General features: G+C 51.1%; 14 protein-coding genes. 1 reads left to right on the forward strand and 13 read right to left on the reverse strand.

All coding sequences use genetic code 11. The annotated features are described in order from the left end of the window. Positions 1–18: 18 nt before the first annotated feature. The 5 genes from ACOTZF_RS18085 to ACOTZF_RS18105 form a co-directional block, all read right to left on the reverse strand. Positions 19–462, reverse strand: a complete 444-nt coding sequence (locus ACOTZF_RS18085; protein WP_421636166.1) for a hypothetical protein — start codon at positions 460–462, stop codon at positions 19–21. Further along, entirely contained in the window at positions 459–3,977 is a 3,519-nt protein-coding gene (gene dnaE, locus ACOTZF_RS18090) for a DNA polymerase III subunit alpha (RefSeq protein ID WP_421636167.1), read from the reverse strand. Before dnaE ends, ACOTZF_RS18085 begins: the two co-directional genes overlap by 4 nt. A 180-nt stretch (positions 3,978–4,157) precedes the next feature. Further along, entirely contained in the window at positions 4,158–5,393 is a 1,236-nt protein-coding gene (locus ACOTZF_RS18095; protein WP_042863512.1) for an AAA family ATPase, read from the reverse strand. 96 nt (positions 5,394–5,489) lie between these two features. After that, the gene (locus ACOTZF_RS18100; RefSeq protein WP_421636168.1) at positions 5,490–7,862 is read right to left on the reverse strand and encodes a cobaltochelatase CobT-related protein; all 2,373 of its coding nucleotides are present in this window, start codon (positions 7,860–7,862) and stop codon (positions 5,490–5,492) included. Between the two features lie 109 nt (positions 7,863–7,971). Further along, a complete protein-coding gene (locus ACOTZF_RS18105; protein ID WP_004110118.1) occupies positions 7,972–8,184 on the reverse strand; it encodes a hypothetical protein in 213 nt (70 codons plus the stop codon). A gap of 263 nt (positions 8,185–8,447) precedes the next feature. On the opposite strand from ACOTZF_RS18105, the gene ACOTZF_RS18110 reads away from it, so the two are divergent. After that, positions 8,448–8,834, forward strand: coding sequence for a transcriptional regulator (locus tag ACOTZF_RS18110; protein WP_022649892.1), 387 nt, complete (start codon positions 8,448–8,450; stop codon positions 8,832–8,834). On the opposite strand, the gene ACOTZF_RS18115 is transcribed toward ACOTZF_RS18110, so the two are convergent. The 8 genes from ACOTZF_RS18115 to ACOTZF_RS18150 all read right to left on the reverse strand — a co-directional run bounded on the left by ACOTZF_RS18115 (position 8,826) and on the right by ACOTZF_RS18150 (position 13,216). Further along, positions 8,826–9,932, reverse strand: coding sequence for a tyrosine-type recombinase/integrase (locus ACOTZF_RS18115; RefSeq protein ID WP_101740085.1), 1,107 nt, complete (start codon positions 9,930–9,932; stop codon positions 8,826–8,828). The genes ACOTZF_RS18110 and ACOTZF_RS18115 overlap by 9 nt on opposite strands. A 172-nt stretch (positions 9,933–10,104) precedes the next feature. Further along, entirely contained in the window at positions 10,105–10,521 is a 417-nt protein-coding gene (locus tag ACOTZF_RS18120) for a type II toxin-antitoxin system YafO family toxin (protein ID WP_052735733.1), read from the reverse strand. Continuing rightward, positions 10,512–11,036 carry a hypothetical protein gene (locus tag ACOTZF_RS18125; protein ID WP_006812569.1) on the reverse strand — a complete coding sequence of 175 codons (525 nt, stop codon included), beginning with the start codon at positions 11,034–11,036 and terminating at the stop codon, positions 10,512–10,514. Before ACOTZF_RS18125 ends, ACOTZF_RS18120 begins: the two co-directional genes overlap by 10 nt. Before the next feature lie 96 nt (positions 11,037–11,132). Continuing rightward, a complete protein-coding gene (locus tag ACOTZF_RS18130; protein WP_105625560.1) occupies positions 11,133–11,378 on the reverse strand; it encodes a GrxA family glutaredoxin in 246 nt (81 codons plus the stop codon). Further along, the gene (locus tag ACOTZF_RS18135; protein WP_421636169.1) at positions 11,378–11,743 is read right to left on the reverse strand and encodes a Gp49 family protein; all 366 of its coding nucleotides are present in this window, start codon (positions 11,741–11,743) and stop codon (positions 11,378–11,380) included. Before ACOTZF_RS18135 ends, ACOTZF_RS18130 begins: the two co-directional genes overlap by 1 nt. 15 nt (positions 11,744–11,758) lie before the next feature. After that, complete coding sequence (locus ACOTZF_RS18140; RefSeq protein ID WP_284953666.1) at positions 11,759–11,962, reverse strand: crAss001_48 related protein; 204 nt, start codon at positions 11,960–11,962, stop codon at positions 11,759–11,761. A gap of 10 nt (positions 11,963–11,972) precedes the next feature. Continuing rightward, positions 11,973–12,746, reverse strand: coding sequence for a phosphate starvation-inducible protein PhoH (gene phoH, locus ACOTZF_RS18145; protein ID WP_072105572.1), 774 nt, complete (start codon positions 12,744–12,746; stop codon positions 11,973–11,975). Positions 12,747–12,868: 122 nt separating this feature from the next. Beyond that, positions 12,869–13,216 carry a hypothetical protein gene (locus tag ACOTZF_RS18150; RefSeq protein ID WP_421636170.1) on the reverse strand — a complete coding sequence of 116 codons (348 nt, stop codon included), beginning with the start codon at positions 13,214–13,216 and terminating at the stop codon, positions 12,869–12,871. Positions 13,217–13,425 lie beyond the last annotated feature (209 nt).

A 13,425-nucleotide genomic window follows, 5' to 3' on the forward strand; every position in this document is an offset into this window, starting at 1 on the left:
AATCGGCGGGTTTTTGCTTTATGCGACTTTCTTACCAAAAATGTTGGATAGCGTGACTCTGGTCTGGCGTTTCAGCCTGTACTGTCTCACATCGCCAATCTTGTTCACTTCCATAAACTCTTTGGCCACCTTCAGCACCACCCGATTGCGGAACACTTTGAACGCCTCCAGCTGTTCCTCTGGGTTATCCGATTCGTAGATCTCCAGCAGATACTGGCACGCCTTCGGATCTTGCGTTTTAAGCGCCAGCGCTCTGGCACATTTACGCAAACGACTGACTTTGTCGGCACCATCCAGCCCGGCGAACGCCAGCGCCAGATCTAACGTGACCGGACAGTCGATGATTTCCCAGAACTGCGACCGCATGGTGGCCGCAACTGCTTTATCCTGAAAATCCGCTGGGATAGCCGCCAGCGCTTGTGCAATCTTCTGTGCCTCGTTCATGATGTTCTCTTTATTCATTTGCTAATAGTCTCCGCTACCTCTGCCAGAATTGCTTCCAGCTTTTCGCCTTCCTCTGGGCGAAAGTACAAAATGTTCGGGTTAAATCCGTAGAAAACGGTCACATCCAGCTCTGGCAGATACTCTTTGCGTCCAACCAGGTCGGATGGTTTGCTTTTGTTGTTGAAGAGTGACGTCGCCCGGCTGCCACACGTCAGCACATAGGTCGGACGCACCAGATTGATCTCTTCACGCATAAAGTCGGTGAACTGGCCGATCTCGTCTTTGGTGTAGTCCTTCTCTTTGTCCTTCACCTTTTTGCATACGCCGGTGACGTAGAGATCGCCCATGCGCAGATCGCCTGCAGTAAGCAACTTCGCCTTAAAGTCGTCGTAGCCGTTCTCCATGAAGTAGCCGGTACGCCCATCATTGCCGTTCGCGTTGTCCAGAATGACCATGATTTTCGGCTTAATGCCAATGCTTGGGCGAATCAGGTCGTCTCCCAGACCCATTTCTGCCGCCATGCGAGTCATCAGTACATTCACTTCAGCAGAGCGCTTAGGGTTCATCTCGAACGGTCGAGAGGCTTTTACAGCGTCGATCACCAGATTGCCCATCAACTCTGCCTGGTCGCGCAGTCGTTCCGGATCTGTCGCTGGCAGACTGCCAGGCTCAATCGATGCGAACGCACCTACTTTTTGCAGTGACTCGCGTACCCGGCTGTTACACGCACGCTTCTCGACCGCTTCCTCAAATTGCTCAAGTGACTCGAATTTGCCGCCAACTTTCTCACGCGCTCTCATGATGGCCTGGCATCCGTTCTCAGAGCAGCCTTTCACAGCAGAGAATGGCGCATACAGTACCTGGCTGCCGTCTTCCAGCGTGCGGATCTCAATTCGGTTAGATGACACGTTAACGTCTGGTGGTAATACGCGAATGCCATAGGTCAGCGCATCCTTAACCAGCCCTTGGTGCTTATCCTCGCCCAGAATGGTGAGCGCAGCAGCGAAGAACTCAGCAGGGTAGTGTGTCTTTAACCACATAGACTGATAGCTGATCAGCGAGTAGGCAACGGAGTGTGATTTGTTGAACTGATACGCACCGTTCTTCTCGAAGGCATCCCAGATCTCCTTAGCTTTCGTCTCAGACAAGCCCGGTTGTGACCCTGTAACGCGTACAGCAGCCATAGGCAATTTCACACCTGCCTCCAGCGCTTCTTCGACCGTCCGCAGTGCGCCGTCCTCACATTTGAAGTGTTCCGCGCGGTGAATACGCTGCGTTGTGCCGTCTTCCATCTCAACGTCGATCCAACCCGCTTGAGCCTGAACGACGAACTTCTCGCCCATGCTCTTCATCTTTTCCATATCCTTTTTACCGATCGCTTTACGCACACCATCTGCTTCGGCCATCGTGAAGCCGGCCAGCAATCGTGTCGCGTTCATCGTCTGTTCCTGATACAGAATCACGCCGTTGGTTTCCGCGGTAAGTTCGTCCAGTACCGGGTGCAGCGACTGTGGAGCCATGAAGCCTTTGGCCACCGAGACATAGTCGTCCAACATGCCGGATTGAATCGGGCCAGGTCGGAAGAGTGCGGTTGTGGCGACAACGGTTTTGAAGCTCATTGGCTCAATGCCACCGCCCAGATCTTTAAGCAGCTTGCGCATGGGGCCGGACTCCAGCTGGAATACGCCCTGCGTGTACCCTGCAGCGAACCCATCCAGAACCTTGCGATCGTCCAGTGGGATAGCATCGAGATTGATGTCTTCCCCGGTACTCTCTTTGATGTAGCTTTTCGCGCTATCCAGCAGATCGAGCGTTGCCAGACCGAGAACGTCCAGCTTAATCAGCCCCATCGCCTCGCAGTAACGTTTATCGAACGCAATACAGCGAGCATTGCCACGCAGCTCGACGGGCGTGCGCTCTACCAATGGAACACCAGCGACGATCATCCCCGCAGCGTGACGACCAAAACCACGCATCAGGCTTTGCAGCTTACACGCCGCTTTGAACGCTTCCGGGTTTTTCGTGGCGTATTTGTCCAGGCTGGCCAGTTGCTCGCGCAGCTCTTCCAGCGACAGGCTATCGTCTTCCAGATTCTTGAACTCTTTGGATACCGCCATATCCGCAGCGTCGACACCGTAAATACGCGCAGTGTCACGCAGCGCCGAAGCAGCGCCCAGATAGGTGAAGTTCGGAATACCGGCAACGTAATCTTCGCCATAGCGTTCATTCAGATACTCGATCACCTCATGACGACGTGCCTGGCTGAAGTCCAGATCCGCATCCGGCAAGTCGAGACGTTCAGGGTTAATGAAACGCTCAAACAGAAGACCGTGACGGATAGGATCAACGTTGGTTATGCCTATGCACCACGCCACCAGAGACCCGGCAGAGGAACCACGACCTGGCCCGACAGGAATGCCAGTTTCACGGCTGTGATTCATCAGGTCGCGCACCATCAGGAAGTAACCACAGAAGCCCAGGCGGGTCAGAGTGTCCATTTCGTACTTCAGGCGATCAACATACACACGGTGCTCAGAAGCCGGTGGTGTGTAGCCAAACTCTTTGGTAGTAAGACGCTTGCGCAGCCCCGCGACAGCCAGCTTCATCAGCGTTGCAGGCTCGTCGTCTGCCATCTTGGGCAGTGCTGGTGACAATTCATGCCAGCGCCATGTGCAGGCTTCAATAATGGTGTCCTGCGTTGTTGAGGCCATTGCAGCTGTTACCGGCACATCCATTCGAACGGAGAAGGCTTTCAGCGCTTCAAGGAGATGGCGGCGACCATTAACGGCGTTATCTCGCTGGTGGGGAATACGCAGACGATGCGGCTGGTCGATTTTGATGTTGTTCGTAACCATGTGCGCAATGTCTTTAATGTCAGCGTCGTCGACCGCTTCGTAATAAGCGGGATAGAACGCCACTGGCTCTATTTTCAGTGCGCTCGCCACTTTCATCGCCCGGACGTTAATCTGGTCGTAGAATGGGGTAGGGTGCGGATAAACCACGCTGTAGAAGTTATCGCGTCCTCCAGATGTCACCAGCGTCCCGATAATCTTTGCGAAGTCCCGGCGCTGGAATACACTGCCAATGTCAGACGTCAGCAGGATGATGTTGCCTTTGGCATATGCGGCCGCCAGCTGGTCAAGCGCCAGACGCGGGACAAAGTAGAATTGCTCGCGCTTGTTGGCTAAGGTCATCAGTTCGCACACGTCGCGATAACCTTGCTCGTTCTTTATCAGTGCCGTGAAGCAGTAGCGGCGATCACGTACCAATGATTCCATACATCCCCCTGACTCTTTCGTAAGGCGGGCGCGGTGCTCGTATGTCGGATCATCGACAACATTCAGCTTAACACCACAAATAACCGCCATGTCGTCGCCAGCGGCACGTTGCAAGGGGATCACACTGGCAATGTTCATGCTGTCAGCGGAAATGACAGCGGTGTAGCCAGCGTCTCTCGCGATTTTCACCGCGTTTTCTGCTTTTAGAGCCGACTCTCCCAGGGAGAAGTCAGTTCTGACCATCAGAGCCTTCATGTGTTTTTACCTTTCTGGTTTTCTTGATTTTGTCATTGGGGAAGCCAACGAACTTCCCATACATCGAAATCGCAACCTCTTTGGCTGACTGGTGGCACTCGGGCCTATCCGGACACGCCAGACAAGCCCGGCCAGTTTCAGACGCTGCGATAAGAGAGCCGAAACATCCTTTACGCACGATTAACCGAAGATCTTCTGAACCACTTCACGCGCTGCCTGTGCAGACGTGGATGGAAGTTTATTGATAAACGACTTTTCGATGCCGGCAGAGAAATCACCGCGCATCATTCCGATTTTTGCGGACAGCAGCAGCTCGCGAGGGCCGATTGGCTGGCTGATCAGATGCTGTTCATAACCTTCACGGACAAGGTTCGCGAATTTCACCATCTTCTCGGCGTATTCGCGGATGACGCCAGCCTCAGCCAGCATGTTGACTTCAGCCTTAGTGCTCATGTACTTCACGTTCGAAACAATGCCGAAGCGCGAGAAGTTCGCCGCGTTCTGGATGTTCGTTCCTTGATAGAGACCCGTTTCGTCGCCAGAGCCGTTAGTGTTTCCAGTGCCAATGAAGGCAAAGCGTTTATGCGGAGTGATACGGCGCCAGTCCGGAGTTGCCTCTTTGATGATCAGCGGTTCTCCTTCAAGAACTGGCTGGTACACACCCAGAATCTGCGGGAACGCGAAGTCATATTCATCAGCGAGGTACACCCAGCCATTTTTCATCGCCAGCGCCAGCAAACCCGGCTCGAAGTAGGTGGAGCCATCGCGAGCGAGGATCTGGCCTGTAACGTGTGCTTCTTCCATAGACGCCGTATGCTGGGCGCGGATCAGTGGTCGATTCAGCAGGGCGCATAGCTGCGTAGGAAGAGAAGATTTACCGGTTCCTGCATGACCCCAGAGATAGCCTGGGATTCCGATTTCCAGCATCATGAAGATGTCTTTAATCAGGTCGAAGTCGCCATACACATAGTTCTTCTTCGCTTCCGGTACGAACTCCGGATATGGCGTGTTGACGTTGACTGTCACCTGTAGTGGTTTTCCGCGTGGCGTTCCCAGCTCTTTGATCGTTACGCCAAGCAGCTCGTGCGCGGCCACCAGTTCGGTTTTGTATTCGACCGTTCCTGCGTAGCCCGGGTGGGCGCTAATCTCCGCTACTTTTCCTTCGCCTGAATGCTTTTCGGCACGCTTCTCATTGAGTTTGGCCAGTGCCGTGCGAGAGATCGTTGGTTCATCCGGAAACGCAGTGGTGTACATTTTCACCACCTCGTCCACGTCCAGACCTTTCGCGGACTCAGGAATGTTCTCGCAGCGGCCCATAGAGATATGGGATTTCAGGTAATGAAAGGATTTGCCACACCACTTGCAGACGATGGCTTCCGGCAAATGTTCTTCTTGCTGTAGTGCAGTAGCGGTCATGTGTTTTTCCTTACTGTTTGTCGTTCGTGGGGTATATCTTATATAAATATAATAGGCTGTATAGTAAGTGATTACTTATTTTTACGGGTAAAGCAATTACCCAAGAATGATACGAGATAGCTCTGTGACGACTGACGGCCCTAACTCTTCTACGCTGTTTACCAGTGCGTAATTTTTGTAGTAACGCCGTGGTGCGTCGGTCAGAACGCCGATAGCCATCAAATCGATGTCACTCAACGTCTCAATTTCTTTGGTGACGGTTCGCAAATGCTGATGGAACCCATCGCCTGCAGCACATGGCGCCCCGTCGCTCATAACCAGCATGATCTTCTTGTCCTCCATTCGCCCTGCAAACAGAGTCGCCAGCTGCGCGACGCTCTCACCATCGACGTTATTGAGCAGGGGGAACGTCTCACACACGCAGCCCATGCGGGCGCGGATCTCTGGAGAGTTAGCTTTCTCATTCCAGTTTTTGATAATGGGCAGCATTAGCGCCTCGAAACGAGTAAACCCGCGCTTCGACATGGTTTCATAATCTGGGCTACCAAACGTGGTAAAGCCAGTGATGATGTTAGGCACATTGATACGATCCAGAGCATCCGCAATGGTGTAGGCGCTGGCGAGTGCCAGTTGAATCTTCCTGCCGCCCATTGAGCCGGACAAGTCGATCACTTGCTGGACGCACGCGTTCACCGCTCTGTGGTCTTCTTTCTTGCGGAACACGCGGTCGTCGTTCATTGCCAGACGATACAGGTTCGCGCCATGTATCCGCCCACGTCTCTGGCCTGGGATAAACTGAACTCGATTGCGGCTGGCGATAGCTCGCTCCAGGTCTTTGGCCAGAGTCGAAGAAACGCCTGCTGACAGATGTTTTTCGATTTTCAGTTCAAAGAGCCTTCTGCCTTCCGGAACCATGCGGTAGCGATCGACCGGTGAGTGCATCGGGATTGCGCCGAACGTCTTTCTGGTGCGCTTTACATGCTCTTCAGCCCCATCAATCAACCCGATAAAGTCGTATGAACGATCGTATGGGCGATACTCAGAAAGTGAGGTGCTCATAAGCTCTTTGCTGATGGTGGCCGACAGTGCGTCTTCGGTCATTTCGCCTGTTCCGTCTTCCATCTCGTCGAGCGCCTTGAGTGCGTCCTCCAGAGTCATTTCATCCGGAGCAGGAACAAAGCCTGACTCACTGTCTTCAGGCGCTTCCGCAGCATCCTCATTTTCTTTACCTTCGCCGTCTGTTTGATCGGCGGCATCATCTTCCTCTTCGCCTTCTCCTTCCGACTCCCCGTGACCGGCATCGGAGTCTTCGCCGTCATCACTATCACTATCCCCATCGCCAGCGGCGCCAGAGCCATAACCATCGGAGTCATCGGCGTCTTCGCGAATGCCATCACCAGGCGTTGGAGAGCCAGTGTCATCACTACCACCTTCGTCATCAGAATCACCTGATTCCATGCCGGCATCATCGGATTCTGGGGTGTCTCCTGATTCCTCTTCGCCTGCTTCTGTATATTTACTTTCTGTATCACTAATTTCTTTATCTTCTATAGGTAAGTCCTTATCTACTGATTCAGGCAAATCAGAATCCCCAGACTCTTCCTCTTCTGAGGCATCATCTTCTTGCTCTTCCTTGTCGTCGTCTTCGCCTTTGGTACGCTTTGGTGCTGATTCACTATGAGTCGGTTCGTCACCGGCTTCTGGGGTTTCCTCTGACTCATCCTCACTCTTCGACGGCTTCCTAGCAGACGATTTAAGCTCTGGTAATTTGCCCTCTGGCTTGTCTTTCATATCCTGCATGATTTGGGCGATAGCAGCTGCTACCTTCACGCAGTCTTCTGTGTTCGACATATTGCGAACGGCCACGTCGATACCATGCTCTTTGAGCAAGGCCACAGGCTTCTCGATGAGGTGCCAGTGTTCTTCCATAAAGTCGATGAAAGGGCTTTGGCCATCCCAGGCGCGAACGACCGGGCAAAGGAAGAATTTCAGGAACAATTCACGCTGGTTGCCGTGGCAGATTGAAACCGCCTCTGACACTTTGCCCTTGAAGTATTTGTCGATCACCAGGTTCTGTGTGGCCAGCAAATTGCGACGAGTTCCGTTGAATACCTGTCCCATTCTGCGTTCAATAAAAACGTCTTCCAGCGCGTTCCAAAGCCCGGTAGACGGAGCCTTTCCTTTCTCGCGCATCTTCATTGCGACTTTCGGATCAGTAAAGAGGATATGGGCTACCTCATGGTCGAGAAAACCACGTACTGCGTTCATGAGGGTTGGTGACGCGTCGTCCGGTATAGATGGGATGTTTACCAGCACTGGTTCGCCGCGCCGGTTGTAGCGGACATATGCTTCATTGCCTCGCTCTGCAACAGGTATCTGTTTGCCTGATAGCATCGCTACAACTCGTTTTACGCAGTCGCGAAAGTCCTGTACCTCTTTCAGCACAGATCTGGTCATGGCTTTGGACATGAGAATTTCCTTGTTATTAAAACAATTTGTTTTCTGATGTGCGTAATTTATCACTGTACGAACAGGTAACTAAGCTGTTCGTACAGGCATCTATAGGCAGGAATGTGTTTTAAATGGTTCTCACGGCAAGGGAGCCGCAACCGGTATTGATGAGAGTGAAATGTTTATTTTTTAGCTCAAAAGTGAAAACCGTCGTATCAACCATTTCCACGGGAAGCTCCTCAGATTCTAGTTCTGTCAGGATCGTCGCGACGCCATCCAGTCCAATCGCATATGCGTGTCCAACCTCAAGGGCGGTCAATTTAGAAGTTATATTTTTCATTTCATATCATCCAACTGAACACATTTGAAAGTTCGGCAATACTACTACCTATTGTATCAATATGGAATGCAACTATATCAGATACGTCTTACTTATTTCTGTAAGCGAATAGTGACAAACCGCCTAAAAACCATAGTATAATGGCGGTATGCCGGGATTTTGTGCCTACCGAAATTAAATAGATAAGTCTTTACAACCCTGGCCTTTGCTGTAATATCAGTAAGCACTTACCAGAGATAAACAAAACACGCAAGGTTAACTACATGGCTACCAACGAAACAGAGATCAAACAAGGTCGCTACGCAGCTTACATTGACTCGTTAATCACAATCTCGCCTAAAAGTCAGGCTACCATTGCCAAAGAGGTTGGGTACAAGAACGCCAACAATCTCTCTCTCATCAAAAGCGGCAAAATCCCACTTCCAGTAGATAAGGTTCGAGCATTAGCCGAAGCGCTGGATGCAGATCCGGTTCGACTGATGCTGATGGTTCTGGAAGAACGTCATCCTGAGCTGCTTGAGTTTTTTCGCGAAGAGGGCACTGCACCTCTCTCCGCTGATGAAAAACTCGTTCTAGAAGCGTTCCGTAACCGTTTTGACGGTCAACAAGGTGCGTCAGAAAAGGTGGTTGAGGCCATCAAGTCACTGTGAGAAATTTACACGAATAAGCTCGGTGGCTAGACGATCTCCCTTGAATTTGTGGTCTATCTCGTCTAAGTCTGTTTGATTAACGATGGATGCGATGTACGTTGAGAAGTTATTCAAGGCGTCTCGCATCTCATCCATATAATCGTGGCGGTCATAGACGCGATCTATCCCTTCAAGACTGTGGTTCATAATCTTACGAGCCACCTCCTGACTAATCCCCAGAGCGGGGAAATAGCTACGAGCTGTACGTCTCAGATCGCGTGGGGTGAATGACTCAACCTCCATCAACTCAGGTCGTTCCAGTATCCTTCTCAGTGCCTGGGCAATGGCCACCTTAGACATTGGCGTATCTACGCCCTTCTTCTTATTCGAAGGAACGAGCCACTGGCTGCCTTTCCCGTACTCGAACAACTCTTCCACGCATTGACGCATCAATGGGCTTAACGGCAGCGCGTGCTGTCTGGCCGATTTGTTTCGCGTACCTTGATTCCATACATCACGTTGAAGGTTGAACTCATCCTTTCTGGCCCGGAGCACTTCATCGGGTCGTCTGGCAGCAACAAGACAGAGCCTGGCCGCCCACTTTGTGCCTTCACACACATTGAAGTAATCCCAGACGTTCCAGAATACCCAGACCTCGGCGTCGGTCAGCTTACGTTCGCGCGGTACTGGCTTCGCGCCACCAGCAACTTTATTGAGAGACATATCATTCAACGGCGATGTATCAATCAGCCCCTGAAAAGCGCACCAGCTCAGGAACTGTTTCATTAGGGAGAATACGCGTCTGCCCTGGACGATCTTGCCTTCCAGTATCAGTGGGTTCACCAGTTGGTTGACCAAGACCCTACTTATATCACTTACCTTTACTTCAGAGATATGCGGCATTACATGTATCAAAACACAATGAACGGCTATTTCAGGTCGACGTCTCGTTATCAGTAAAGATAAGCGAGTGAATAACATGAAGGCGGAAGAAAACGACATGTCTCCGTCGAATTTGGCGGTCGACACTGCCGACAAACCGGAAGCGCGTTCGAGGTACTCGATGGCTTCCCGAGAGGTGTTTTCTGCTGCGCGTGCTTTATCAAAGGTGTTTTTCATTATCCACTCACTGAGTGAAGCCTTTTTACTGTATGTATAAACAGTATATTAGGCATAAGTTTTTGTATGATCAACCATAAAATAGTCTGTTTTGTACAATGATTCCATACTTAATAGGTATGGAATCATTGAGAGTCGATTTTTTTAAATCTGAGAAACAAGCAAGATGATTTTAGCGGTTGTGAAAATCTTCAGCACAGGCTGAAAAGTGGGAGATTAACTGTGTGTTGGCGGCGCTCATGAGATCGTGTGCTGGGGTAACAAGTGCAAGAATGGAGTATCTGTCCGGATTCCACAAATGCTGTGCATAAACTAAATAAGTATTACTCTTCTTCTGCCGATCTGGAGTGCGAGGTGGCCAGGGCTGTTCGTCGGGTAGCTTGATGTGGATGCGAGCGAGTTGAGCGTCTACGGCATAAGGTGGAAAAGTGAAGACGGCGTCACTGCCGAAGGTATCCGTTGTGGCGTTGTGCTCCTTGCAGTAAATAAATTCCTCTATGAGCTGCTGTTCCAATCCAGGGAACTTTTTGAAAGTGGGGTCTAAAAATGCGGCGCGTGTATCGGGGTTGATCTCGACAATCAGAGCCATTTGGTCGAAGCCTCTGTGCCACTGGCTGCCAGAACAGCAAGAGCCGCATGGCTAATTTCTGATTCGCGAAGAGGGCTAACTGTCAGGATCTGATTAACCAGATTATCGAGATTTTTGGCCCCGTGACGCATCTCAGCGACAGCCCTGCATAGCTTGTATTCAGTGGAGTTTTTGTCGTAAGACCGGATGATCGACATCTCTGGTAATGCCTGGAATAAGAACTCGGCAATTGCCAGGGAGCCAATTACATCAGCACGTAAGCCTTCTGCGGCAAACTTTGCCTGCTCAAAATCATGTTCTGCCAGCGCATCCAGTCTGGCGTAAATTTCACGGCCATCAGCGGTAACTTCCTGGATTTTACCCACACTTTCGCGCAGTTCTGCGAGGGATGGTGCGCTCGCCCCTGAAGTAATAGCGCTGCGTTCATGGGTGTGATCTTTGGCATAAGAACCGTGTGACAGGCTGCTTAGTGCCAGTGCCACAACCATTGCGATTTTGGTGATTGAGTCTTTCATGATTTATCTGCCTGCTTTTTGCTGGCTCGTAACTAAGTGTACGCGTTCCCTGAAACTGCGACAAACAGAAACGGCCCCAAAAGGAGCCGTATTGTATTACAGGGTGCTCGCAAAAGCAGCAAATTCCGTATAACCCCCGATAGTTTCGCCATTTACGAACACCTGCGGTATGGTCTCCACCGGCTTGCCAACCAGGTCGCTCAACTTCTCTTTGTCGATCCCGGCAGACACAATATCGATGTATTCATAATCGCCAAAGCCGTGGCCGTGCAGCTGCTTCGCCAGCTCGACCGCACGTTTGCAGTATGAGCAATTATCCCGTCCGTAGATAACGACCTTCATCACTTCACCTCGTGCAGCTGCTGCTTGAGAAGATAGCCTTCCAGGGGCCAGATTTTGGCAATCGCGTTCTGGCGTGCAATTTTACGTCCGATCTCCGGATCAAAGTTCTCCGGGCTGGCGCACGCAGACTCGCCGGTTACGGTGTAGCCGTTCTCCAGCACAAGAACGCAGAAGGTCAGCAGTTCGAGTAATTGCGGGGCCGGTTCAGGCTCTTCCTGCTTCAGCCACAACGGTGAGCTGCGATATCCGTCCGCGCCGGTAAAGTAAAACTCGCCTGAGATAACAGCTTCAATGCGTTCCGGGGTAACACGCGCGGCCGTTTTGCCTTTGGCCACAATCTCGTTTTCGATATCCATATCGGTCATTTTGGTTTCCTTACGTTAAAAACGAGCGATCCGAGCACGAAGAATCAGGTCATACGCCTTCATCGTGTCCAGCTGCTTAATGAGGATGATGTGGTCGACATACAGCAGGCGAGCAAACTCGTCGCCGGCAATGTACGCCTCCAGTTCTTTGATGCGGCCACACAGTTCTTCGTGTTCATCCATGACACGTTTCTGGTGTGGCAGGTACTCTTTGATCATTGGCTTTCCCTTACTGATAGGCTTCCAGTGCGACTTTGCATAGCTCAGAACGCACGCAGTCTTCGGTCGCAAACTCAATAAGGCCAACATGGGAGGAAGGTTTAAAACGCTCCAGTGCATCTTCCAGACCAGACTTAACATTGCCTGGCAGGTCGCATTGCGTCACATCTCCGTTCACAATGACGGTTACGTTCTCACCCATACGGGTCAGGAACATTTTCATTTGTGACGCTGTAACGTTTTGCGCCTCATCGAGAATGACTACAGCATTCTCGAACGTGCGCCCACGCATGTAAGCGAAGGGGGCAATCTCTACTTTGGCCACCTCTGGTTTTAAGCAATATTCAAGGAACGAGCCACCCAAACGCTTCTGTAGCACGTCATAGACGGGCCGGAAGAACGGAGCGAACTTCTCGCTCATGTCGCCCGGAAGGAAGCCCAGATCTTCTTCTGCTTGCAATACCGGACGCGTCACGATGATCTTCCCGACCTCCTTATCCAGCAGACGCTGCGCTGCGACGGCAGCAGCCAGGTAGGTCTTACCGCAACCGGCTTCACCAGCGGCGAACGTCAGAGGTTTGGTATCGAGGGAGATAAGATAGTGGGCCTGGGCCTCGTTACGCGCTTCGATGGGGGAGTTGTCGCGTTTAGGTTTTGGTGGCAGAGCAGGGGCGGCAGCCAGCTCGTCAACGATGATTGTGTCAATTTCGTAGCCGTGGATGCGTGGTTTTGACTTCAGTGCCTGACGAGCTGCGCGACGCGCCTGTTTACGTTTGTTTCCCATATTGAGTCCTTTCAAGTGAGTAACTGAAAGAACTATACCGATAAGTAATAGGTAAGTCATTACCTATTTTGTGTTTCAAAAGACTCTCAATACCGTGAGTGAGAATCTTTGAATGAGCCTTTTTATTCCAGTCTTGCTCGTATTTCCAACAACTTCCGTGCTGTACGGCAAATGTCTTGGGCGAGTTCCTGCGTCTGATAAATTAGCTCAATAAAACGATTAACCGAGTCAGGATTTCTCATTCTTATTGCCGAAATATCAATGTAGTCATAGTACCCTACACAACCAGCAGAATGTTGGCCGAAATGACGCCAGAAATTTTTGACCTTACCTATTAATTCAACTCGCATCGATTCAAGCTCTCGGCTGTTGAATGAACAAAATGGGTCATCAGACTGAACAAAAAATTCATAAAGTGGTGTCGTAATCACATCACGTACTTTGGCTCCGAATGGCTCTTGCTCTAGCATCTGGAGGTAGCGATAGTTGAACTTATCGGTAAGTTCTTTTAGAACGCGGATATCTCTATCACTATAGGTTGTGGCGACACCTTGCTGTGAAAGTTCTTGTGCGGCAGCTTGGCGAGCTGACCTGCCCCCACGATTAGATACAACACTCAGTTAGTAACGTCGGAATCTTCATTCTCAGAATGACCCTTTCTCCAGCCCGCTGCAAATTC

This window comes from Enterobacter cloacae complex sp. SHL021, assembly GCF_049237765.1.
Taxonomy (GTDB): domain Bacteria; phylum Pseudomonadota; class Gammaproteobacteria; order Enterobacterales; family Enterobacteriaceae; genus Enterobacter; species Enterobacter cloacae.

Excerpts from the sequence above, each read along its gene's own strand:
- ACOTZF_RS18130 (WP_105625560.1), bottom strand. The coding sequence starts at position 11,378 with ATGAAGGTCGTTATCTACGGACGGGATAATTGCTCATACTGCAAACGT.
- ACOTZF_RS18135 (WP_421636169.1), bottom strand. The coding sequence starts at position 11,743 with ATGACCGATATGGATATCGAAAACGAGATTGTGGCCAAAGGCAAAACG.
- ACOTZF_RS18125 (WP_006812569.1), bottom strand. The coding sequence starts at position 11,036 with ATGAAAGACTCAATCACCAAAATCGCAATGGTTGTGGCACTGGCACTA.
- ACOTZF_RS18095 (WP_042863512.1), bottom strand. The coding sequence starts at position 5,393 with ATGACCGCTACTGCACTACAGCAAGAAGAACATTTGCCGGAAGCCATC.
- ACOTZF_RS18120 (WP_052735733.1), bottom strand. The coding sequence starts at position 10,521 with ATGGCTCTGATTGTCGAGATCAACCCCGATACACGCGCCGCATTTTTA.
- ACOTZF_RS18085 (WP_421636166.1), bottom strand. The coding sequence starts at position 462 with ATGAATAAAGAGAACATCATGAACGAGGCACAGAAGATTGCACAAGCG.
- ACOTZF_RS18110 (WP_022649892.1), top strand. The coding sequence starts at position 8,448 with ATGGCTACCAACGAAACAGAGATCAAACAAGGTCGCTACGCAGCTTAC.
- ACOTZF_RS18105 (WP_004110118.1), bottom strand. The coding sequence starts at position 8,184 with ATGAAAAATATAACTTCTAAATTGACCGCCCTTGAGGTTGGACACGCA.
- dnaE (WP_421636167.1), bottom strand. The coding sequence starts at position 3,977 with ATGAAGGCTCTGATGGTCAGAACTGACTTCTCCCTGGGAGAGTCGGCT.
- phoH (WP_072105572.1), bottom strand. The coding sequence starts at position 12,746 with ATGGGAAACAAACGTAAACAGGCGCGTCGCGCAGCTCGTCAGGCACTG.
- ACOTZF_RS18140 (WP_284953666.1), bottom strand. The coding sequence starts at position 11,962 with ATGATCAAAGAGTACCTGCCACACCAGAAACGTGTCATGGATGAACAC.
- ACOTZF_RS18100 (WP_421636168.1), bottom strand. The coding sequence starts at position 7,862 with ATGTCCAAAGCCATGACCAGATCTGTGCTGAAAGAGGTACAGGACTTT.
- ACOTZF_RS18150 (WP_421636170.1), bottom strand. The coding sequence starts at position 13,216 with ATGCTAGAGCAAGAGCCATTCGGAGCCAAAGTACGTGATGTGATTACG.
- ACOTZF_RS18115 (WP_101740085.1), bottom strand. The coding sequence starts at position 9,932 with ATGAAAAACACCTTTGATAAAGCACGCGCAGCAGAAAACACCTCTCGG.